Source organism: Candidatus Coatesbacteria bacterium (assembly GCA_014728225.1).
Lineage (GTDB): Bacteria > RBG-13-66-14 > RBG-13-66-14 > RBG-13-66-14 > RBG-13-66-14 > WJLX01.
Map to the genome: position 1 here is coordinate 1 of WJLX01000047.1, position 21,555 is coordinate 21,555.

Annotated in this window: 19 protein-coding genes and 1 pseudogene; 11 read left to right on the forward strand and 9 right to left on the reverse strand. The window is 66.9% G+C overall.

All coding sequences use genetic code 11. The features are described from left to right. From GF399_03415 to GF399_03425, 3 genes are all read left to right on the forward strand, one after another. Entirely contained in the window at nucleotides 1-1,206 is a 1,206-nt protein-coding gene (locus GF399_03415) for an MBOAT family protein (GenBank protein MBD3399362.1), read from the forward strand. A gap of 2 nt (nucleotides 1,207-1,208) precedes the next feature. After that, a complete protein-coding gene (locus GF399_03420; protein ID MBD3399363.1) occupies nucleotides 1,209-2,216 on the forward strand; it encodes a hypothetical protein in 1,008 nt (335 codons plus the stop codon). A gap of 189 nt (nucleotides 2,217-2,405) precedes the next feature. Beyond that, nucleotides 2,406-3,056 carry a hypothetical protein gene (locus GF399_03425; GenBank protein MBD3399364.1) on the forward strand — a complete coding sequence of 217 codons (651 nt, stop codon included), beginning with the start codon at nucleotides 2,406-2,408 and terminating at the stop codon, nucleotides 3,054-3,056. A 678-nt stretch (nucleotides 3,057-3,734) separates the two neighbouring features. On the opposite strand, the gene alr is transcribed toward GF399_03425, so the two are convergent. From alr to GF399_03470, 9 genes and pseudogenes are all read right to left on the reverse strand, one after another. Then, nucleotides 3,735-4,892, reverse strand: coding sequence for an alanine racemase (gene alr, locus GF399_03430; GenBank protein MBD3399365.1), 1,158 nt, complete (start codon nucleotides 4,890-4,892; stop codon nucleotides 3,735-3,737). Next, complete coding sequence (locus tag GF399_03435; protein ID MBD3399366.1) at nucleotides 4,889-6,103, reverse strand: amidohydrolase; 1,215 nt, start codon at nucleotides 6,101-6,103, stop codon at nucleotides 4,889-4,891. The genes alr and GF399_03435 overlap by 4 nt, the downstream gene beginning before the upstream one ends. Nucleotides 6,104-6,315: 212 nt before the next feature. Beyond that, nucleotides 6,316-7,839, reverse strand: coding sequence for an aminotransferase class III-fold pyridoxal phosphate-dependent enzyme (locus GF399_03440; GenBank protein MBD3399367.1), 1,524 nt, complete (start codon nucleotides 7,837-7,839; stop codon nucleotides 6,316-6,318). A gap of 111 nt (nucleotides 7,840-7,950) precedes the next feature. Next, nucleotides 7,951-8,850, reverse strand: a pseudogene (locus GF399_03445) (radical SAM protein). Then, nucleotides 8,847-9,881 carry a hypothetical protein gene (locus GF399_03450; protein ID MBD3399368.1) on the reverse strand — a complete coding sequence of 345 codons (1,035 nt, stop codon included), beginning with the start codon at nucleotides 9,879-9,881 and terminating at the stop codon, nucleotides 8,847-8,849. The pseudogene GF399_03445 and the gene GF399_03450 overlap by 4 nt, the downstream one beginning before the upstream one ends. Further along, nucleotides 9,701-10,348 (reverse strand): isochorismatase family protein, encoded by a 648-nt coding sequence (locus GF399_03455; protein MBD3399369.1) that lies wholly within the window; start codon nucleotides 10,346-10,348, stop codon nucleotides 9,701-9,703. Before GF399_03455 ends, GF399_03450 begins: the two co-directional genes overlap by 181 nt. A gap of 68 nt (nucleotides 10,349-10,416) precedes the next feature. After that, complete coding sequence (locus GF399_03460) at nucleotides 10,417-11,238, reverse strand: hypothetical protein (GenBank protein MBD3399370.1); 822 nt, start codon at nucleotides 11,236-11,238, stop codon at nucleotides 10,417-10,419. Nucleotides 11,239-11,309: 71 nt separating this feature from the next. Then, nucleotides 11,310-12,260: a phosphoesterase gene (locus GF399_03465; protein ID MBD3399371.1), complete on the reverse strand. Its 951-nt coding sequence runs from the start codon at nucleotides 12,258-12,260 to the stop codon at nucleotides 11,310-11,312. 272 nt (nucleotides 12,261-12,532) lie between these two features. Further along, nucleotides 12,533-14,323, reverse strand: a complete 1,791-nt coding sequence (locus tag GF399_03470) for an amino acid permease (GenBank protein ID MBD3399372.1) — start codon at nucleotides 14,321-14,323, stop codon at nucleotides 12,533-12,535. Nucleotides 14,324-14,578: 255 nt separating this feature from the next. On the opposite strand from GF399_03470, the gene GF399_03475 reads away from it, so the two are divergent. From GF399_03475 to GF399_03510, 8 genes are all read left to right on the forward strand, one after another. After that, the gene (locus GF399_03475; GenBank protein ID MBD3399373.1) at nucleotides 14,579-15,451 is read left to right on the forward strand and encodes a sulfurtransferase; all 873 of its coding nucleotides are present in this window, start codon (nucleotides 14,579-14,581) and stop codon (nucleotides 15,449-15,451) included. A gap of 68 nt (nucleotides 15,452-15,519) precedes the next feature. Further along, nucleotides 15,520-16,881 carry an MBL fold metallo-hydrolase gene (locus tag GF399_03480; protein MBD3399374.1) on the forward strand — a complete coding sequence of 454 codons (1,362 nt, stop codon included), beginning with the start codon at nucleotides 15,520-15,522 and terminating at the stop codon, nucleotides 16,879-16,881. A 96-nt stretch (nucleotides 16,882-16,977) separates the two neighbouring features. Then, the gene (locus GF399_03485) at nucleotides 16,978-17,187 is read left to right on the forward strand and encodes a hypothetical protein (protein MBD3399375.1); all 210 of its coding nucleotides are present in this window, start codon (nucleotides 16,978-16,980) and stop codon (nucleotides 17,185-17,187) included. Nucleotides 17,188-17,328: 141 nt separating this feature from the next. Next, complete coding sequence (locus tag GF399_03490; protein MBD3399376.1) at nucleotides 17,329-17,601, forward strand: hypothetical protein; 273 nt, start codon at nucleotides 17,329-17,331, stop codon at nucleotides 17,599-17,601. Next, nucleotides 17,568-17,714, forward strand: coding sequence for a hypothetical protein (locus GF399_03495; GenBank protein ID MBD3399377.1), 147 nt, complete (start codon nucleotides 17,568-17,570; stop codon nucleotides 17,712-17,714). Before GF399_03490 ends, GF399_03495 begins: the two co-directional genes overlap by 34 nt. A 66-nt stretch (nucleotides 17,715-17,780) precedes the next feature. Continuing rightward, nucleotides 17,781-19,496, forward strand: a complete 1,716-nt coding sequence (locus GF399_03500) for a 2-oxoacid:acceptor oxidoreductase subunit alpha (protein MBD3399378.1) — start codon at nucleotides 17,781-17,783, stop codon at nucleotides 19,494-19,496. Nucleotides 19,497-19,619: 123 nt separating this feature from the next. After that, entirely contained in the window at nucleotides 19,620-20,486 is an 867-nt protein-coding gene (locus GF399_03505) for a 2-oxoacid ferredoxin oxidoreductase (GenBank protein ID MBD3399379.1), read from the forward strand. A 512-nt stretch (nucleotides 20,487-20,998) separates the two neighbouring features. Continuing rightward, nucleotides 20,999-21,481 carry a hypothetical protein gene (locus GF399_03510; GenBank protein ID MBD3399380.1) on the forward strand — a complete coding sequence of 161 codons (483 nt, stop codon included), beginning with the start codon at nucleotides 20,999-21,001 and terminating at the stop codon, nucleotides 21,479-21,481. Nucleotides 21,482-21,555 lie beyond the last annotated feature (74 nt).

Below are 21,555 nucleotides of genomic sequence, written 5' to 3' on the forward strand. Positions count from 1 at the left end.
CTGCTGCTGGCGGCCAGCCTGCTGGTCAACCTCGGCGCCCTGTTCGTTTTCAAGTATTTCGACTTCTTCGTCAGCGGCTTCGCCGACATCCTCCGCCTGTTCGGCCTGCGGGCCAATCCGGCGGTGCTGCGCTTCATCCTGCCCATCGGCCTGGCCTTCTACACCCTCAAAACGCTCAGCTACACTCTCGACGTCTACAGGCGCAAGCTGGAACCCACCCGGGACCCGATCGCCTACCTGGCCTTCGTTTCCTTCTTCCCGCACCTGCTGGCCGGGCCCATCGAGCGCGCCAAGCATTTCCTGCCCCAGCTGGAGAGCAGGCGGACGTTCGACGCCGACGAGGCCGCCGACGGTTTGCGGCAGATGCTCTGGGGCTTCGCCAAGAAGGTCCTGGTGGCCGATCTGGCGGCCCGGGCCGTCAACAACGTCTTCCTGGCCTACGGCGCCCAGGACACCCCGGCCCTGCTGGCGGGGGTTTTCCTCTTCGCCGTCCAGCTCTACGGCGATTTCTCCGGCTATTCGGACATGGCCGTCGGCACGGCCAGGCTGCTCGGTTTCCGTTCGGTGCGCAACTTCGCCTACCCCTACTTCGCCCGCAACATCGCCGAGTTCTGGCGCCGCTGGCACATGTCGTTGATGAGCTGGCTGCGCGACTACATCTTCTATCCCCTCGGCGGGCCGCTCAAGGGCAAGGGACGCTGGATCGTCAACACCCTGGTCGTGTTCCTGATCAGCGGTCTGTGGCACGGCGCCGACTGGACCTTCATCATCTGGGGGCTGCTCAACGGAGTATATTTCATTCCGCTGATCCTGAAAAAGGAGCCGCCGGTGACCAAGGGGATCGCCGGGGGCAAGCGCTGGTATCCCAGCCTCAAGGAAGCGGCCCGAATGGCCGGCACCTTCCTGCTGGTCTGCCTGGGCTGGGTCTTCTTCCGCGCCGACAGCCTGCCCCAGGCCCTGGGTTACCTCGAGGGCATTTTCGTCCACCCGAGCTTCGGCGGGGTGACCCACGGTTACCTCAAAGCCCCGCTGATCGCCGCCGTCGGCCTGCTGCTGGTGGAGTGGTTCCAGCGCCGCCGCCGTCACGCCCTGCGGCTCAAGGGCTGGCCGCGCTGGGCCCGCTGGGCGGCCTACTATGCCGTCGCCCTGCTGCTGATCCTCTTCGGCGCCTACGGCAATCTCGAGTTCATCTACTTCCAATTTTAGCCATGGCCCGCTTTGTTAAACGTCTGTTGCTGTTCCTGACGCCCCTGGTCCTGCTGGTGGGCTTCGGGGTCTACGTCGATCCCCTCGACCGCTTCGAGGGTTGGCAGCCCCTGCCGACGGTCAACGCCAACTACCGCCAGGTCAAGCTCGCCGACTACCTGGAGCGCAGCCCCCGGGACTACGACGCCCTGGTGCTGGGCTCCAGCCGAGTGATGCGCCTGCGGGGCGAATACTTCGCCGACTACGGCTATCACAGCTTCAACTTCGGCTTCAACATGGCCCGTCTCGAGGACCTCTACTGCACGCTGCGCCTGGTGCTGGAGCACAACCGCCGCCGGTTGCGCCTGGTCGTCATCGGCCTGGAGCCGGAGATGTTCCACGACCGCCTGGGCCTGCACAAGCAGACCGTGCAACTGTCCGAGCTGGCGGCCTACCTGCCCGCGGATCTCGACCTGCCGGCGGCCGGCCCCGGCGACACCCTCAAGCTGCTCAGTGATTCGACCCGGCTGGCCTTCCTCGCCCTGCGCCTGCATCTCGCCGGCGAGGAGCCCGGCGTGGAATTCGCCCTCGAGCCGGCCACCGGCGATTACGTAGTCAAGCCGCCCCCCGAGGACGGCATCCGCGTCAACCCCAACATCCTGCAGACGATGCACGGTATCTACTCGGGCTTCGAGGAGTTCAGCCCGGCCCGCGTAGAGCTGTTCCGGCGCCTGGTCGATCTCTGCGCCGCCGCCGACATCCAGTTGGTCTGCTTCAACACCACCAACCATCCCGTGTTACAGAACTTCCTGGAGCAGACGACGGGCCTGGCCGTCGTCGAAGAGCTGCAGCGCGAGCTGTGCGCCGCCGTCGACTACCCCGGCTTCACCTATCTCGACCTGGGCTCCGTCGAGGCCTTCGACGGCGATCCCGACGACTTCTCCGACGTGGCCCATATCGGCAGCGGCAACGCCCGCTTGGTGGTGCAGCATTTACTGGAAGCGGCTGAGCCACCCCCCACGGTTCCCTGACCCCCCACCAACACGCACTCGTACCCGCCGGGACGGTTCAGCCGCCCCGGTTTTTCAGTGGCCCGGCCCGACGGCCGTCAGCCCCACTCTCAAATTGAAGCTTGCCCACGGCAACATTGTGAATTAGTATTTATAATGCTTCGAATTGGCCCGTCGTGACCTATCATCACATCCGAATAAAGGAGCCCCATGACCGATCTACGCTACGTCAAGGTCAACCCGGAGATGGCCCCGGCCTTCGAGAACGCCGAGCGGGTCGTCGAGAGCTACTTCGGCAAACTCAAGCAGAACGCCGAGGAGGGTCAAATCGCCGTCGGCGACGACCACTACGCCCTGTTCAGCACCGAGGACTTCGGCTACTTCCTCCACGAGAGCTTCCGTGAGCGCTTCGGCAGCGCCGTCAAGATGGTGCTCTACGAGATGGCCTACATCCTGGGCAAGAAGAGCGCCCAGCGCTTCGGTGGGCGTACCGGGGCGCCGCCGGGGGTGGAGCTGCTCTCCTACGGCCCCGTCTACTTCGCCTTCATCGGCATGGCCAACGTCGAGATCCTGCCCCAGTCGCGCCCCACCCAGGACGAGGAGTTCCTGCTGACCTACCACCACCACCACTCCTTCGAGGCCGACAGCTACCTGGCCCAGGAGGAGAGATCGGCCGACCCCGTCTGCTTCATGAGCGCCGGCTTCTCCTCGGGCTGGTGCTCCCACGCCTTCGGCCTGGACCTGAAAGCCGAGGAGATCGCCTGCCGGGCCCAGGGTCGGGACCGCTGCACCTTCGTCATGGCCCCGCGCAAGCGCCTGATCGGCCAGGTGGGCAAGCTGCGCAACGAGCTGCTCAAGTAGCGCCGCCGCCGGGTAAACCTGGACACATACCCGAGGACCAGGCGAGAAGCGGCGTTACCCGGCCCGGATAGACCGAGCTTGGACTTCGGCCGGGGAGACCTCATACACAACGGGCTGAGCGCGACGGGCTGATTGCTCGTCCTGCGCTAAGCCCTTCCCTCCGGGGCGCCGTCGAGTGCGGCGGGTCGGCGGCTGATAGCGACCGGGATACCTCATGACTCCTTCCGTCATGGTCAGAAGCGGCCGATTAGTCATACGGATTGCTAACCGCTGCACAGCAGAGTTTGAGCCGTTAGCATAGGCACGATAGCGACGCCGACGGCGCGCTATCCCCTCACAACGAAATGGACCAGACAGGTGTGGGCGGCCAAATCAAACAACAGTCCCAACCAGCCTGAACGGCTCCGCCCGGCTAAGCCACCGCCACTTCTACCACACCCGGCCAACACACCGCCGCTCCGGGAGCGCTCCTCCGCTCCACAGAACAGCCGCGACCTCCCCGGCGGGAGGTCGTCTAGTAAAGGCGTCCCCGGCGGCGCCGAAAACCAGGCGGGCGCCGCAGACCTCGACCCGGCCGCCGGGCCGGACGTCGAGGCGCCGGCGCGCGTTCTTGCCCGAGTTCCCCCGGCCGCCGGGCCGGGGGAACGAGGCGAGCAAGAACCGTGACGGCGCCGGGGCTCAGTCGACGATCACCCGGGGGATCTCAGCGGGCAAACGGGTCAGCAGCTCGTAGTTGACGTACTGGGCCAGGTCGCTGAACGACGATACGCTGATGGTCTGGTTCTTCTGCCGGCCGATCAGCACGACCTCGTCACCCTTGCGCACCCCGGGGATCTGGGTCACGTCGACGAGGAACATGTTCATGTTGACGAAACCACGCACGGGGGCCTTGCGACCACGCACCAGGACATGACCGACGTTGGACAGGCTGCGGCTGAAGCCGTGACCGTAGCCCACGGGCACCACGGCCAGCTTGAGCTTCTTGCTCGCCAGAAAGCTGGTGCCGTAGCTGACGAACTGGCCGGGCTGAACGTGCTTGATGCTCATCACCTGGGTCTTCCAGGACAGCACCCGGCGCAGCGGATCGACGGTGAAACGGGTGTCGTCGGAGAGCAGGTTGTACATCCGCGTCTCCGCGCTGGGCCAGAAGCCGTACTGGGCGATACCGAAGCGCACCATGTCCATCCGCGTATGCGGGTAGGTCAGGGCGGCGGCGGAGCAGGCGGTGTGGAGCTGCGCGGGGACCAGGCCGCGCGCGGCGAAGAAGTCGACGGCCTCCTTGAAGTTATAGAACTGGTTCTGGATGCGCAGGTAGTTGGCCACGCTCTCGGCGCCGGCATAATGGGTGCACAGCCCGCGCAGCCGCAGCTCGGCCCGGTGATCGCGCAGCAGCTCCACCGCCCGCTCCCACTCGTACTCCTCCAGACCGGTGCGGTTCATTCCGGTCTCGATCTCCAGGTGGACGCGGGCCGGACGGCCGACGGCCCGGGCCGCGGCCACGGCGTGCTCCAGGCGGTCGAGCTCGAAGACCCAGAACTCGATGCCCTCCTCGACGGCCCAGGTCAACTCGGCGTTATCGATCATCCCCATGATCATCAGCCGGCTGGCGTCGTCGAGGACCTCGTTGGCCAGGTCCGCCTCGTGGGCGTCGGCCACGGCGAAGGAACGCACCAGGCAGCTCTCGGCCAGCTTGATGAAGGGCCGGATGCCGTGACCGTAGGCGTTGCCCTTGACCACGGAGGTAAACTCGACCCCGGAGCCCAGCCGCCGTCGCAGGTAGCGGATGTTCTGCTCCAGGGCCTTCCTGCTGAGGGAGATATGGGAGGGGTGCTTCATCGGCGGGTGAGGAGTTTTTCCATCAGTGTCGTCCAGATTTCGACGCCGGGTTGCAGCAGTTCGTCGGGGAAATCGTAGTGGGAGCTGTGCAGCTGGGGATGCTCGACCCCGGCGCCCAACCCGAACAGGGCGCCGGGAAAGGCGTTCAGCAGGCAGCCGAAATCCTCGCTCCAGGGGAAGGGCTCCGCGGGGCGGACGATCTCGAGCTTCAGCTCGTCGGCGACGCGCTCCAGATGCCCGACGCAGGTATCGTCGTTGACCACGGCGGGAAAGACCTCGACCCATTCCAACTCGTGCTCCAGGTTCCAGGCGGAGGCCGTTCCGGCGGCCAGACGGCGGGCGGCTTGACAGAGGCGCTCCATCTCGGCGTCGCGGTGGGCGCGCAGGGTGGCCATCACCACGGCCTCACCCGGTGTGGTACCGAAGGCCTCCTCGCCGAGGACGGCGTGGATGACGGTCACCAGGGCGGCGCGCTCCAGCGGGGTGGTCAGGGCGGGCAGGGCCTGCAGGTCGTCGATCAGCGCCGCCACGGCCGCGGCCGGGCTGCGGGCGTCCTCGGGATGGCCGGCGTGACTGGTCTCGCCATGGAGGTAGACCTTGACCCCCCGGGAGGCCGAGGCGAAGATACCGCGACGCAGGATCAGCGAACCCAGGGGGAAACCGGGCAGGTTGTGCAGGGCGAAGGCGTAGTCCGGGCGCAGGGTGGCAAAGGCCGGATCCTCGAGCACGGCCCGGGCGCCGTGGGCGATCTCCTCGGCGGGTTGGAACAGGCAGATCACCCGCCCCGCCAGCTCAGCCCGTCGGGCCGCCAGACGTGCCAGAGCCCCGAGCATGATCGTCATGTGGCCGTCGTGACCGCACATGTGACCGACACCGGCGACCTCGCTGGCGTAGGCGGCGCCGGAACGGTCCGGAATCGGCAAGGCGTCCAGATCGGCGCGCAGCAGCACCGTCGGACCGTCAATCGAGGCTCCCTCGAGAACCGCCGCCACACCGTGCCCGCCCAGGCCACCGACGACCTCATCGGCGCCGGCGCGGCGGGCGTAAGCGGCGATGAGCTCCGCCGTGGCGGCCTCGCGGCGCGAGAGCTCGGGACGGCGGTGCAGCTCGCGGCGGATGGCCGGCAGGTCTGCGCCGATCGGCATGGTGCTGCGCTCCTGAGAGTTCGTCGTCGCGTCGAATATAACACATCGCGGGGCCGGTTGATGCATACCCCGGCCCGGCACACTTCTTGCATTCCCGCCGGACCGAAGCGGTCCGGCGGGGCAAGAAGTCCGCCGGGCCTGCGTTTACGACGTTCCCGCGTCTGCAAGGCTGGCTGTGGCTCGGCGCCGGGCCGGCCGTTGATCGCAGGTTGCTGTTACAGGACACGGCGGGGAGCAGCCTCCCCGCCGTCGTTTTCAAGCGGAGCTTATCCGCCGCCTCAGTCGGCTTCCAGGCTGGCGGCGAGGGCCTCATCGAAGGCGGCCAGGACGACGTCGACCTGCTCCTCGGTGATCACCAGGGGCGGCAGCCAGCGCAGGGCCCGGCCCGTGGAGAGGGAGGAGTGGGCCCCCCGGGGTTTCATCCGCTCTTGGACGTCGGCCACCCGTTCGGGGGAGTCGAGGCCGATGCCGATCATCAGGCCGACGACGCGCAGCTCGCCGACGACGTCGTAGTTTTCCCTGATGGCCTCGAGGCCTTTTTTGAACTGGGCGGCGCGTTCGACGACGCGCAGGGGCAGGTCGAGTTCGCGCATCTGGCGGGTGGCGATCAGGGCTGCGGTCATGGCCATCGGGTTGCCGCCGAAGGTCGAGCCGTCGTAGCCCGGCTTCATCCGCTGGGCGATCTCGGGTTTGGTGACCACGGCGGTGACGGGGTAGCCGCCGCCGAAGGACTTGCCGATGGTGATGATGTCGGGCACGAGGTCGTAGCGCTGGCTGGCGAACCAGTCGCCGGCCCCAGCGGCCACGCGGGCGAAGCCGGTCTGGACTTCGTCGACGATCATCACGGCCTTGTGTTTGTCGCACAGCTCGCGCAGCCCGTGGGCAAAGGCGGGTTCTGCCGGGCGGATACCGGCCTCTTCGCCCTGAACGAGCTCCAGGATGACGCTTTTGGCCTTGTCCTGCTTCAGCAGGGTTTCGACTGCTTTTAGGTCGCCCCAGTCGACGAAGTGGACCCAGTCTTCCCGATGCAGCCCGAAGGGTTTGCGGTAGGCCTCGTTGTGGGTGACGGCGACGGCGCCGTGGGTCCGGCCGTGGAAGCCGCCACTGAAGGCGATCACTCCGCGGTGTTTGTTGAAGGCCTTGGCGAGTTTGAGGGATTTATCGACGGCTTCGCCGCCGGAGTTCTGCCAGTAGAAGTGGTGCAGGTTGCCGGGCATCATCGGCAGGACCTCGCGCAGGAAGCGGGTCCGCGAGACGCTGATGCGGTCCTCTTTCTGGGAGATCAGCAGGCTGGCCTGATTGTAGAGGCCGCGGGCGATTTGGGGGTTGGCGTTGCCCAGGTTGGTGGCGCTGTAGTTGGCGTCGAGATCGACGTACTCCCGGCCGCGGGAGTCCCAGACGGCGGCGCCGTAACCGCGTACGGGCAGCAGGTCATCCTCGAGGTGGCTGACGGGGATCTTGTAGCGCCGGTGGGTCTCGACGACCTCGGCGGTGGACAGCTCGCTTTCGTCGAGCATCAACGAGACTGCGGCCAGGGTTTCCTCTTCCAGCTCCTCGACCAGCACGGCGGCCAGGCGCAGGGCGGCGGGGTAGTCGAGGGAGGCGTGGACGTCGACCTCGCCACCGATGCTTTTCAAGCACTTGCGGTAGACGCCGTCGCGGACCTTGTCGTCCTCGAGCAGGACCTCGAGGATCTCGCGGATGCGATCCGGCGTGGCGTTGCCGCGTTCGGGACTGCAGCAGGGGTCCTGGATCAGGGCCTCGAGCAGACCGTGACAGGACAACCGTTTATCTTGTTCCATTCCGTGGTTCACCTATCCTTGGGTTAATGGCGTGTTGGTGCGTGTCGTTCGGGTGTCAGCGGCCGCGTCGCCGACGACGGGGTAGGTGTAGCCGCCGGCGGGGGCGAGTCCGTCGCTCTCGAGGTGGCGGCGCAGGAATTGGCCGCAGTTGGAGCCGATGCGGTCCTCCTCGCGCTCGCCGAGGCTGACGATCACCCGGTAACCGGCGGCGCGCAAGCCGTCGATCAGCTCATCGCGCCGGGGCGCGGCGGCGGGATCGAGGTGGGAAACCAGGCCGTGGCCCCGGGCTCGGTAGGTCGGGTTGAGCGGCGTTATCTTGAGCAGGAAGCGCCGCGGGTCGAAGTGCCGCCGCAGCACCGCCGCCGAGAGGGGCACGCCGCGGCCGAGGGCGAAGTTGAGGGTAATCAGCCGGTCGTCGGGCTTGAGCCAGTCCTCGGCGAAGCGGGCGATGCGGTCGAAGTCCCACTTGGCCGTCGGAATCAGCTCGTCGCGCCGGGCGGCGTCCGTGGTGTGCAGGGAGAACTGGAGCTGGAAGCGCCCGGCGGGGTAGAGCGCGTCCTTGACGGCGGTCAGCTCTTCGAGGAAGGCGGCGCAGCCGCGGGGGGCCACCGTGGAGAGCGAGGGCAGCAGGCCGGGGGCCGCATAGCGCCCGGGCAGGAGGCGCAAGGCCTCGAGGACCGCCGGGTTGAGCGCGGGCTCACCGAGGCGGGCCAGTTGGATCTTGAATTTTCGCGCCGCGATCCGGCCGTCGGGCCGGCGGCGCTCGACGAGGAAATCGATCTGTTCGAGGATCTCGTCGGCGGTCAACCGGCCGCGGAAGTCGCCGCCGGCGTCGCACATCGGGCAACCCACCGGGCAGCCCAGCATGGTCGAGACCATCAACACCCACTTCTCCCCGCGGGGCAGGGGCGGTTGGACGGCCTCGACGAACTCGACGATCCGCCCGGGGCTCAACTCGGCGAGGAAGACGCGGGCGATCTCATCCGAGCCAGCGGTGGCCAGTATCTTCAACGCGCTCCTTCCAGGTCGCCCGTCAGCTCCAGGGCGGCCCGCAGGCCGTCGCCGACGGCCAGGGCCGTCTGGCGGTGGCGGGGGTGGGCGGCGTCGCCGACGAGCCACAGGCCCGGCGGCGGCGTGGTCAAATCCCGCAGCAGCTCCAGCCGGGGTTCCCGGCCGATCGCCGCCAGTAGATAATCGACGCACAGGGTGTACTCCCGCGCCGCCGAACGGCAGCGCAGCAGCAGGCCGGCGGCGGAAACCTCGACGGCGTCGAGGACGACGTTGCGCCGCTGCTCGATCAGCGGGTGTTCTTCGGCCCGGCGCTCCAGCAGGGGCAGACAGCGGGTGGCGGCGGCGCGGTTGAGGATGACGACCTCGTTGGCGCGGGCCAGGTTGAGGGCGTAGTCGAAGGCGGCGTCGCCGGCGCCGACGATCGCGATCCGTCGGCCCTCGACGGGGCCGCGGTCGGTGAGCTCGACGATCTCGCTGAAAACGCGACTACGGCAGGCGGCGGGAAGGGTCAGGCGCCGGGGCCGGGTTCCCGGGGCCAGGACGACGCGGGCGGCCTGGTACTCGGCCGTGGCGCCCCGCAGCAGAAAGCCCCCGGGCCGCGGACGCAGCTCGACGATCTCCTCGCGACGGAGCTCGATTCCCGAGCCGTCGAGCTGGGCCGTCATCCGCTCCACCAGCTCGGGACCGCTGATCCCGCCGGGAAAGCCGGGGTAGTTCTCGACCAGGTTGGCGTTGCGTAGCAGGCCGCCGGGGTGTCGACCCTCGAAGACCAGGGGTCGTCGTCCCTCCCGACCCAGTTGGACGGCGGCGGCGATCCCCGCCGGACCACAGCCGACGACGGCGAACCCGTTCACGATTCCCCCCGTGACGAATCGAGGAGTTCGGCCGAGGTCGTCAGCTCGGCGCAGCCGTGGGCCAGGGTGAGCAAACCCGCCCGCTGCAGCTCGACGTTGTAGGTCGCCACGGCATCGACGGGCACCACGACGCGGAAGCCGCGGACGAAGGCCGCCCGGGCCGTGGTCTCGACGCACAGGTGGGTCATCACCCCGCAGACCACGAGGGTCTCGAGGCCCTTCGCGCGCAGGCGCGTCTCAAGATCCGTCCGGTGGAAGGCGTCGTACTGGGTCTTCTCGATGAGCCGCGCCCCCGCCGCCTCCAGCCGGGGATCCAGCTCGCTCAGCGGGTCGGCGCGCCGGATGAGCCTGCTCCACCAACGGCCCATCATCCCGGCGTCCTCCGGGGTGTTGAGATGCCGGGTGAGGAAGACGTTGGAATAGGCGACGCTCAGGCGGTTGATCCGGGGGATGATCGCGGGTGCGCCGGGCACCTGGGCGTGGGAGACGGCTTCAGTGAAACAGCGCTGCAGGTCGAGGACGACGAGGGCCGTCGAGGCGGGCGCGACGGGACGCGGCTCGCGCCGGTAGTCGGCCAGCTCCGCCAACAGCCCGGCCGCGCGGGCGTCGATCGTCTCCGGGGTGTAGAAGGCCTGTTTGTGCATCGGCGCGGGGGTCGGGGAACGTGGAGATTATCCCTCAGCCGGTCCTCCGGGGCAAGCCCTGCGTCGGGCTAGCGCTCGACCTCCTCGACCTCGTCGTACCAGGGGAAACGCTCGCCGAACCAGCTGCGCACGTGCCAGCCCAGGCTCTTGGACCGCTCATCGATGAACTCCTTCAGCCGCCTCAGCCGCTCCTGGACCACTGGTCGCTGCTCCGGCTCCAGGTATTCCTCGCTGAAGTGCAGCAGCTTATCCAGGTTCATCGTCGCCGTGCGCCACCAACCCCAGCTCTTCGAGCACAGCTTGGCCAGGCGGGCGCCGTCGACGGCCTCGACGCTGCCGGCCTCGTCGGTCACCTCGTGGGCCGAGAGCAGCACCAGCACGTCGACCAGGTCCTTCTTGTTGATCTCGACGATCTGCAGCTTCTCCAGCAGCAGGTCGGCCAGGGTGATCGTCGGCGCGTCGAGCTCCAGCCGGCCGCGAAAGTCGATCGGATGGCAGAAGGCCAGCTTGTCGAGGAAGATGTCCGAATGTACCGGCTGCGTCGGGTGGTAGAAGATGCGCCGCTTGTCGCCGAACAGGCGCAGCACCGTCTGGTTCTCCTCCCAGCCCAGCTCCCAGAAGGCGTCCTGGACCGCCGCCGCCTGCTTCTTGTAGGCGATGAAGTCCACGTCGGTCAGGTAGCGCCGGTTGGCGTACATGATGTGTTTGTAATCCGGGCACTTGATACGGAAGGCCAGCGAGCCGATGACCCGCATGACCGCACCATGGCGCTCACCGGCGGCGATCAGCTCCTCGAGGAGCTCCAGGAAGCGGCGCTCCTGCTCCCGCAGGACCTCCGGAGTCAGCTCGGCGCCCGCGGGGATGAAGGGTTGGTGGGGTTCTTGACTCATGCAACCTCGCTGAAATGATTGTAAGTCGCGCCGCCGTCCGGGCCGACGGTACTCCGGACAACGCCGCCGGTTCAGCCCTCGACCTTCCAGTGCTTGCCGACGGTGCCGTCCTCGATCTCGATGATGTAGCCGCGCAGGATACCCTCGCCGTACTCCGAGCCGGGGTTGACCACCGGGGTCTCGCCGACCTTGTCGTGGCCGTACGACTCGTGGATGTGACCGTGGAGGCCCAGCAGGGGCTGGTACTCCTCGAGGGCCTCCAGCACCGCCCGGGAACCGACGTGGACGAAGTTGACCTGCCCGGCGATGGTCACCGGCTTCTTGTTGGCGTCCAGCTCCGGCGCCAGGTCGAGCATCGTGCCGTGGGGCGGGGCGTGGAAGTTGAAGATCGAGCGCGCAGGGTCATCGAGCTGCTTGACCAGCTTCCTGATCCGCTTGCGCAGGCCGCGCTCCGAATCCTCGCGCGGGGTGTCCCAGGGGGTGGGGTTGACGTAGTCCAGGCTGATCGTCTCGATACCCAGCAGGTCGATCGGGCCGTCCAGGCACCACTTGACCCCGCGTGGGGAAAAACTCTTGATGACCTCGTCGAGCTGGAAGTCGTCGTCGTTGCCGGGCATGACGATAGCGTCGACCCTGGTCAGATCGATCTTTTCGACCAGCAGCTCCAGCCAGCGCTCCATCCGGTCGAGGATTTTCTGCAGGTGGATCTGTTCGACGCGGGTCGGGTCGTTCTGCAGCTCGGCGACCTCGGCGGTGTCGCAGCGCAGAGTGTAGGCGCCGGCGTCGTTGATACGCTTTTCCATCTCCTCGACCTCGGCGCCGGACTCCAGGTTCCAGTTCTTGCCGAAGTAGAAGGCGTTGAAGCTGCCGTCGGGCTGCTCGATGATCGGGACCATCGACTTGCCGGTCAGGTCGCCGCAGAGCAGCAGGGCGTCGGCGTCGTAGAGCTCGGGAACGCGCAGCCACTTGCGCCAGACGCTGGAAGCGCCGTGGACGTCGACGGAGAAGAAAACGCGGGACATGGGTTGTCGGGCTCCTCGGTTGCGGGACGGCTGGTGTGCCGGAGAGACTATCGACCGCTCGCGCGCGGTCGGGCGCCAGGCCTTTGAAAACCCGAAGCCGGGCTACCCCGGTTACCGTGGCTCTGGCGGGTCGGCAACCGGCACGGTTTTGGCGGAGGCGCACCCCGGCGCCGCGCCGCCGGTCGCCGTGATGCAAAAAAACGTGCCGGTTGCGGTGTTCCATGGCCGAAGACCGTCGCCTCGGCGATGCTGGTTTTCACTGGTCTCCGCCGTTATTCGGGGGGTATCTCGGAGTAGATCTTGTTGACGTCGACGCCCTCGCGGCGGTTCTTGGCCTGCTGATAGAGGTAGACGATCAGGCCGGCGAGCATCACGCCGACGAAGACGGCCATCACCAGGGGGCTGAAGTTGCGCAGGGCCAGGTAGATGAAGAACCAGCCGGCCAGGAAGGTGAAGCCGCCCAGGATAGTGATCACCGGCAGCTTGCCGATCTGCCAGCGCACCGGCGAACGCTTGTAGATATCGGGCTTGTGGTAGGGCAGCAGCATCGCCGACAGGCCGTAGGCCCAGAAGATGAAGAAGGTCGTCAGCGTCAGGATAGAGAGGATGATCTCCACCTCGAGCAGCATCAGGAAGACGCCGACGGCGCAGAAGACGGCGTTGAGGTGGACGGCGTTGGTCGGCGAACCCGTGCGGCGGTTGACCTTGGAGAGCGCCTCGGGGAAGCTCTTGTCCATGCTCATGGCGAAGGCCAGCCGGGAGTTGGCCAGGAAGCCGGGCAGGATGCTGTTGGCGAACCAGATCATGATGCTGACGGCGACCACCAGCCCGATCCAGACGTTGGGCACCAGGCTCATGAAGTAGAAGGGGATCGAGGGCTGGACTGCGTCACCCATGATCGCGGTCAGCTCGCCGGGGTAGTTGTCGTAGAGGAAGTCGTAGCTGCCGACGAAGTCACCGAAGGCGCTGTAGGAGCTGAGCACGATGATCACGTAGAACAGGCCGACGAAGATCGTACCGATGATGAAGCCACGCATCATGCTCTTCTTGGGCGTCTTGACCTCCCCCCCGGCATAGTTGATGATCGTGATGCTGGCGTAGGCCCAGACGACTACCACCAGGCTCTTGAGGGTCGCCGCCGCGGAGAAGCCGCTGGGCGGGTTCCAGCCCAGGGCGGCGGCCCGGCCCTGGATGGCCTGGAAAGCCCCCGCGCCCCAGGTGCCGTTGAAGCCGGAGGCGACGCTCTCGATCCCCCCGGCGGAGAAGAACCACACCACGGCGACCACGGTGCCAACGAGGGGGATGAAGAAAGCCACCCGCATGATGTTCTTGACCTTGCGGATGCCGGTGTAGGCGATCCACCAGAACAGGGCCACCCAGAGCAGACCGCCGACGGTCTGCCAGAGCGGCGTCTGCATCGCCGAGCCGAGCCGGGCCAGCCAGCCGATACCCGCCGAGAGGGCGGCGGTGGAGAAGGCCGAGCCCAACAGACCGACGAACAGATACCCCAGCACGCCCGAGGAGATGCCGTAGCCGATAAACAGCAGCCAGGCCGACAAGAAACCCGTCGTCGGACCGAGCACACGGCTGACGGTGATATAGAGCCCACCGGAGCGGGGCATCGTCGCCGAGGTCAGCGCCACCAGCAGAGTGATGGGGAAGAAGATCGCCAGGCCGATGATGAAGGCCAGCGGGATGTTGGCGGCGGGGAAGTCGGCGGCGGTGGAGACGGAGTAGAAGACGACGCCGGAGGCCGCCGGACCGGCGACGACGAAGATGAAAACGTCGAACCAGGAGAGTTCGCGAACCAGCCCCGAGGCCCGACGGGTGAAGATGATGCCTGGCTGTTTGTCGGCCACTCCCACCTCCAAGGATGATATTAGCAAGAGCTTGTTGTTCAATGGCTTACATATCTTTCTAACTAAGAATAACAAACAGGCGTTGAAATAGCAAGAAAACGGCTGGAATGCGCTTCCTTGCCGCTGTGCCGAAGAGCCGCTGTGCCGCTGTACCGAAGAGCCGCTGTGCCGAAGAGTCGCTGTGGGCGGTGTTCTTGATTTAATTGTACCCGTAAGTCAGCCAATCGAACCCGGATGACGGATCGGCTTTGAGCCGCGGTCGATCGGTTGCCGGGGCGAGGTTTTGAACTGAACGGCCGACACCCGGCCGGTACTCTCCCGCGGCGCCAAAACAGGCCGCTTCGTCCGCCGCAGCCGCAGCGGTGGTTTTGTCTTTCAATACACCGGCCGGAATCGTATGATTGAATATGTCGACATAGCTACCAACCATACCCTACCAACCGAAAGGGTAACCGACCGATGATTACCACCTCTCCCTACGGCCAGGGCGTTGTGCGCTGGGTCTCGACGGAGTGGCTCGCCGACCACCTGGGCGATGAGAAGCTCGCCGTTCTCGACTGCCAGCCCAACGTCCACGATTACATCCAGGAACACATCCCCGGAGCCGTCTATTTCAACGAGAACCTGTTACGGGTACCCTTACTGGGGCGGCCCGCCGTCTACGTCGAGCCCGAGGTCGTCCAGCACAACCTGCGCCGCATCGGCCTGACCATCGAGCGCCCCGTCGTCGTCTACACCGGTACCGGCCCCTTCAAGGGCTGGGGCGACGGTCTGGAGCAGACCATGGTGGCCTACACCCTGGCCCGCTTCGGTCTGGACCGCGTTTACGTCCTCGACGGCGGCGTCGAGAAGTGGAAGGCGGAGAACAGGCCGCTGACCAAGGAATTTCCCGAGCTCGATGATTCGGACATGAGCATCGACGTGCGCCGCGACTACTTCGTCGACATCGACGAATTCAAGCGGCTCAAAGAGGACCCGGACACCCTGATCCTCGACGCCCGACCGCAGAAGGTCTACGAGGGCCAGGGGCCCTGGAGCAAGCCCGGCCACATCCCCGGCGCCGTCAACCTGCCCTGGAAGACGCTGATGGACCCGGACAATACCCGTTTGCTCAAACCCCTCGGGGAGCTCAAGGAACTCGTGTCCGCCGCCGGCGCCTCCGTGGAGAAGACGATCATCTGCAGTTGCGGCACCGGCCGTGAGGCCACCAACGAGTTCCTGCTGTTCAAGTGGTTCCTCGGCTTCCCCCGGGTGCGCATCTACGAAGGCTCCTTCACCGAGTGGAGCGCCGATCCGACCAACCCGACGGTCACCGGCCCCGAGCCGGGCTAAGCAACAGAGGACTGACCGCGAAACCGTCCAACTGGAAACCCACCCCAGCCGAGGAGGCTGATCAGCGGGTGTATCTCGAACGCTTCACCGCACCGGTCCTGGCCCATTATTCCTACCTCATCGCCGACGAAGACCGCGCCGTGGTCATCGATCCACGGCGCGACGTCGGCGCCTACCTGGAGACGGCCGCCGAGCGCGGCCTGCGGATCACCGATATCTATGAGACCCACCGTCACGAGGATTTCGTCGTCGGCTCCATCGAGCTGGCCGAGGCGACCGGCGCCCGCCTCCACCACGCCGACGACGAACTGGACTATGCCTACGGCGCGGCCGTCGAAGACGGCGAGCTCCTGCGTTTCGGACGCTACGAGCTCGAGGCCCTGGCCACCCCGGGCCACACTCCGGGCTCCTTCAGCTACCTGTTGCGCGACGTTTCCGGCGAGCCCTGGATCGTCTTCACCGGCGACACCCTGTTCGCCGGTGACCTGGGCCGGGTGGATCTCCCCGGCGTGGAGCGCATGGAGGAGATGGCGGGGCTGCTGTGGGACAGCCTGCGGGAGCGCCTGTTGCCCCTGGGAGATCACGTCATCGTCGCCCCGGCCCATGGGCCCGGCTCGGTCTGCGGCACGGCCATCGCCGAGCGACCCTGGACTACCATCGGCCTGGAGCGGCGGCTCAACCCCAACCTGCGCCTGGATTCGAAAGCAGCCTTCATCGAGACCGTGGCCGTGGAGCACGAGCGCCCGCCCTACTTCCGCATGATGGAGCACTACAACCTGGTCGGCGCCCCCTCCGTCGCCACGGCGCCCCTGCCCCCCCAACTCGATCCCGCCGAGTTCGCCGCCCGTCTCGACGACTGCCGGCTGCTGGACACCCGGGACGTCGGAGCCTACGCCGCGGCCCACACGCCCGGCGCCCTGTCCATCTGGCGCGACGGCCTGGCCTCCTTCGCCGGCTGGCTGCTCGACTACGAACATCCCCTGCTCCTCGTCACCCAAGACGTCGACCCGACCCCGGAGCTGACCCTGCTGCGACGGCTGGGTTACGACGACATCGCCGGCTGCCTGGCCGGCGGCATGACGGCCTGGCAGATGGCCGGCCGGCCGACGGAGTCCGTCGAGACCCTGACCGTCCAGGATCTCTGCGGCAGGCTGGACGAGGGCCGCCGTCCGGCGATCCTCGACGTGCGCTCCGCCGCCGAACTGGAGAACCGGGGCCGCATCGCCGGAGCCCGCCACCTGCACCTGACCCGGCTGCCGGAGCATCTAGATGAGTTCGCCGCCGACGATGAGCCGCTGGTCTTCTGCGGCAGCGGCCTGCGCTCGATGGTCGCCGCGAGCCTGCTGCAACGCGCCGGCGTCCGCCGGCCCCGCGTCGTTCTGGGCGGACTGTCCGCCTGGAACTCGACCACCTGCCCCGTCGAGCTTTGAGCAGCCCGAGCGTTTCGCGAGTCCCCCTACGCCGAATCCGCCGATGAGGTTGAGTTGCGGCCGTTGCACTGCCCGTTGGTCGTTCTGCTGCCGAGGTTGCCCGCGACCGTCGGCGGTGAAACGACCGCGACGGTCTTGCTGCCCCCTGTGGAGGGGCGCCGGCTGGCGGGGACCCTCGGGACCGGCCTGGTGCGCTTCGAGCTCGGTACGGGCTTGACCCTGGACGACACCTTCCGCCATTACGCGCCCCCGGGCGTCGCGGTGCAAGAGGACGACGACGGCTGCAGCTTCAGCTTCAGCGCCTAGGACCCCGCAGACGCCGACGCCCTGGAGCTTCAGCTCGTCAGCCGTTCCCGCCTGTCCGTCGGCGACTGGACCAACCTGCGGCAGGCTCCCGACGAGCAGGCCCGCGCCGGAGAGCTGCCGACGGCGATGCGGGAGCGGCGGGTGGCGCCGGAGGTCGAGCTAACGGCGACGGCGAATGACTGGTTCCAGCTCGCGTTGACCCACGAGGGCCGCACCTGCAGCGGCTGGCACGCGGACGACCACTCAAGCCTGCCGGGCCTGGAGGTGGGCGAGGAGCTCTACGTCTGCTGGAGCAACCCGCTCAACTTCCGCACCGCCCCTGCAGCCGACGCCCCCCGGTTGGCGGACCGTCCGACGGTGCCCCCCGGGGCGGGTTGTTGTTGCTGGAACGCCGGAGCGACTGGCTGCGGGTGATCCATCCCGACTGCGGCACCAAGACCGCCCATCACCTGGGCTGGATCCGCCGGCGCCACCCGGATCCGGACCCGGAGCAGTCCAGCATCGACCTCACCAGCCGTCATCATTGACGTAAGCCATTGACGTGACAGCCGGATTGCCCAAGCCGCCCGACATCACCCCGTCAAGGAGCCCCCGTGCCCGAGGAAACCACCGACGTCTCCATCGTTTTCGCCGGCGAGGCCGGTCAGGGAGTACGCACCATCGAGGAGCTGCTTCTCGGCCTGCTGCCCCGGGCCGGACTGCACGTCTTCAGCGCCTCGGAGTTCATGTCGCGCATCCGCGGCGGGGTCAACTCGACCCAGTTGCGCGTGGGGCCGCGTCCCCTGCGCGCCGCAGTCGAGCGTGTCGACGTCTTCATCCCCCTGGTCGACGAGCTGACCAAACACCTGGCCGGTCGGCTGGACGACGAGACCGTCATCCTGGCCGAGACCGAGCGCCTGTCCGGCTACGCCGAGGCCCTCGACGTGCCGCTGCAGGCCGTCGCCGAGGAACTGGGCAGCAAGCTGTACTCCAATTCCGTCGCCGTGGGTCTGGTCGCCGGGTTGCTGGGGGTGGACGCCGATGCCGCCGCCGGGCACGTCGCCGAACACTTCGCCGCCAAGGGCGACGAGGTCGCCGAAGCCAACGCCGAGGCCGTGCGCCGGGGACACCGACGCGGCCGGGAGCTGGTCGAGGACGGCTCAATCGGGTTCGAGCCGGGGCGCGACGAGGCCGCCGGGGAAAACCTCGTCCTCTCCGGAACAGAGGCCGTGGCTCTGGGCGCCCTGGCCGGCGGCTGCAACTACTGCTGCGCCTATCCGATGAGCCCCTCGACGGGTGTGCTGGTCGAGCTGGCCGCCCGTCAGGACGAGCTGCCCCTCGTCGTTGAGCAGGTCGAGGACGAAATCGCCGCGATCAACATGGCCGCCGGGGCCGCCGCCGCCGGCGCCCGCGCCCTGGTGACCACCTCGGGCGGCGGGCTGGCGCTGATGAGCGAGGGCCTGTCCGTGGTCGGCAACATGGAGCTGCCCCTGGTGCTCCACGTGGCCCAGCGTCCCGGCCCGGCCACGGGCCTGCCGACGCGCACCGAGCAGGGCGACCTCAACCTGGCCCTGCACTCGGGTCACGGCGACTTCGCCCGCATCATTCTGGCCCCCGGGGACTGGGAGCAGGCCTTCACGCTGAGCCAAAGCGCCTTCAATCTGGCCGCCGCGTACCAGGTGCCCGTTTTCCTGCTGACCGACCAGTACCTGGTCGACTCCTCCGTCGACCTGCCCGCCCCGGTCCTCGACGGCCTGACGGTCGAGGAGCACATCATCGATACCGCAGCCGACTACCGGCGCTACCGGCTGACCGAGAACGGCGTCTCGCCCCGCGGCGTCTACGGTCGCGGCGCCGGGCTGGTTCGCTCCGACAGCCACACCCACACCGAGGACGGTCACATCAGCGAGGACCTGGCCGACATCCGCCCGGCGATGGTCGAAAAACAGTTGCGCAAGCTGGAGACCATCGCCACGGACGCCGAGGCCCCGACCCTTTACGGCCCCGAGGACTACCGCGACCTGCTCGTCTGTTGGGGTTCGGTGCTGCCCGCCGTGCGCGAGGCCCTGGAGCTCGCCGGGGACGGCCACACCGCCCTGCTGCACTTCAGTTGGCTCTACCCCCTGCCCGAGGCGGCGCTGGAGTACCTGGAGCGGGCCGAACGCATCGTCGTCATCGAGCAGAACGCCACCGGCCAGTTCGCCGACCTGCTGCTGCGCGACCTGGGCTTTCCCGTCGACGAGAAGTACCTCAAGTTCAACGGTCTGCAGTTCACCGTCGAGGACATCCTCGAGCTGCTGGAGGGCGACGACGCAGCCGACGATGACTAGGAACCCCCGGTCCCCCTCGATCCCCCGCTGCGAGACCGCCGGGAATCATCGGCTTGACGCCCTGGTCCGCGGCAACGGCCCCCGGCAACCGCCCCGACGCTAACTAAAGGAGACGAACGCCACGTGGACGATAAACCCTTCGAGGTAACCTACGACGACATCGCCTGGTGCCCGGGCTGCGGCAACTTCCCCATCCGCAAGTCCCTGATCGCCGCCCTGCAGCAGCTCGAGCTCGAACCGACCAGGACCGTGCTGGTCTCGGGCATCGGCCAGGCGGCCAAGCTGCCCCACTACGTCGAGGCCCACCTGTTCAACGGCCTCCACGGCCGGGCCCTGCCCGCCGCCACGGCAATCAAGGCCGTCAACCCCGAGCTGACCGTCATCGTCTCCTCGGGCGACGGTGACATGTACGCCGAGGGCGGCAACCATCTGCTGCACTGCCTGCGCCGCAACCCCGATCTGACCCTGCTGGTTCACAACAACATGATCTACGGCTTGACCAAGGGCCAGGCCTCGCCGACCAGCCGCCCGGGGATGAAGACCCCGGTGCAGACCGTCGGTGTCTTCGAGGAGCCCTTCAACGCCCCGGCGCTGGCGCTGACGCTGGGTTGCGGCTTCGTCGCGCGCTCCAGCGCCGGCGAGGGCGAGCTGACCACGGAGCTGCTCAAGCGCGCCGTCAACTACCCCGGTCTGGCGCTGCTCGACGTCTTCCAGCCCTGCGTCTCCTTCAACAAGCTCAACACTTATGCCTGGTTCAAGGAGCACACCTACATCCTGGAGGAGGACCACGACGCCGGTGATCGGCTCGCGGCCCATGCAAAGGCTCTGGAAAACGATCCGCTGCCCCTGGGCCTGCTCTACGAGAACCCGGAGCCGCCGCCGACCTTCAACGACTATTTACCGGCCTACGCCGTCGACGACACCCCGCTGCTGCGGCGCCGGCCCGGCCCCGCCGACGTCGAGCGCCTGCTGGAGGAGTACCGGGTCTAGGGCCCGATACGTCGGTAACCGCGCCCCCGATACCTGCTTTCAACGCCCTACCCCAGGCCCATCCCAGGAGATAACAGGGAAAACCTGGTGCTGCCTGCTGAACCGACACTGACCGCCCAACCGGGCGGTCAGTTTACTTCACCGCCGTTTCAGAAAGACAGTCATGATGATATGACAATGCTGACTATAGTATGTTGTCTTTTGAGAGAAAACCGTTAGTTTAATACCTGACGACGGGTGGGTGGTCCACCCGTTGCGGTGTACTAAAAAACAACGGGAGGAAAATGTCTGATTATCCAAAAGGCCTTCTCTTTGCCTTACTGTGTGTCACGACTGCCGCGATGGCCGATTACTACTACGACTTCGACGGAACGGGAAACTGGACCTGGGAAGATCCCGACTATATCTAGGAGGCACCGCCGGAGGCCCAGTTCGACATCGATGACGATTACCGCAGTGCCTACGACGACTACTCGACGACCACTCAGGCCGGTGACTCCTTCGGCGTCCGGGTGAACTACGAGGACCATTCGGACGGCAACAGCAGGCAAATGATCATCGTTGGCTTCGTCGCCTCGATCGAGGAGGCCCTGAGTAGTTTTGACGACGCCGTCTTCGTATATTTGGCAAACTACTATGGTGATCCGGTGGTGATACCCTATGCCTGCGATAACGGCTCGACGACGAACCTGACAGGTGATTATCCACCGCCCTCCTGGCAGCGTGGTTACGGTGAATACGATTACTGGATCGATATCATCAGCTCGTCCGAGTACCGGACACGTTGTTGGAAAGACGGCTCCCTGGTCTGGGACAGCACCAACTCAGGCGATCTCACCGGATTGAGTTTGAATTACGCCGCCGTCTTTAACACCCGCACTTCCGGCTATTCGTTGCAGGGCTACCATCAGGGAAGTCTGGATTACCTTTACTGGGGCTCCGATAGCGCTTATCCCGTTGTGGAGGAAAGCTGGGGTCGGATCAAGGCGCTGTAGTAGGCACGTTCTTACAACGAACAGGCCCGGGGCTTGACCCCGGGCTTTCGCGACGCTATATTAGGCTCCGGGTT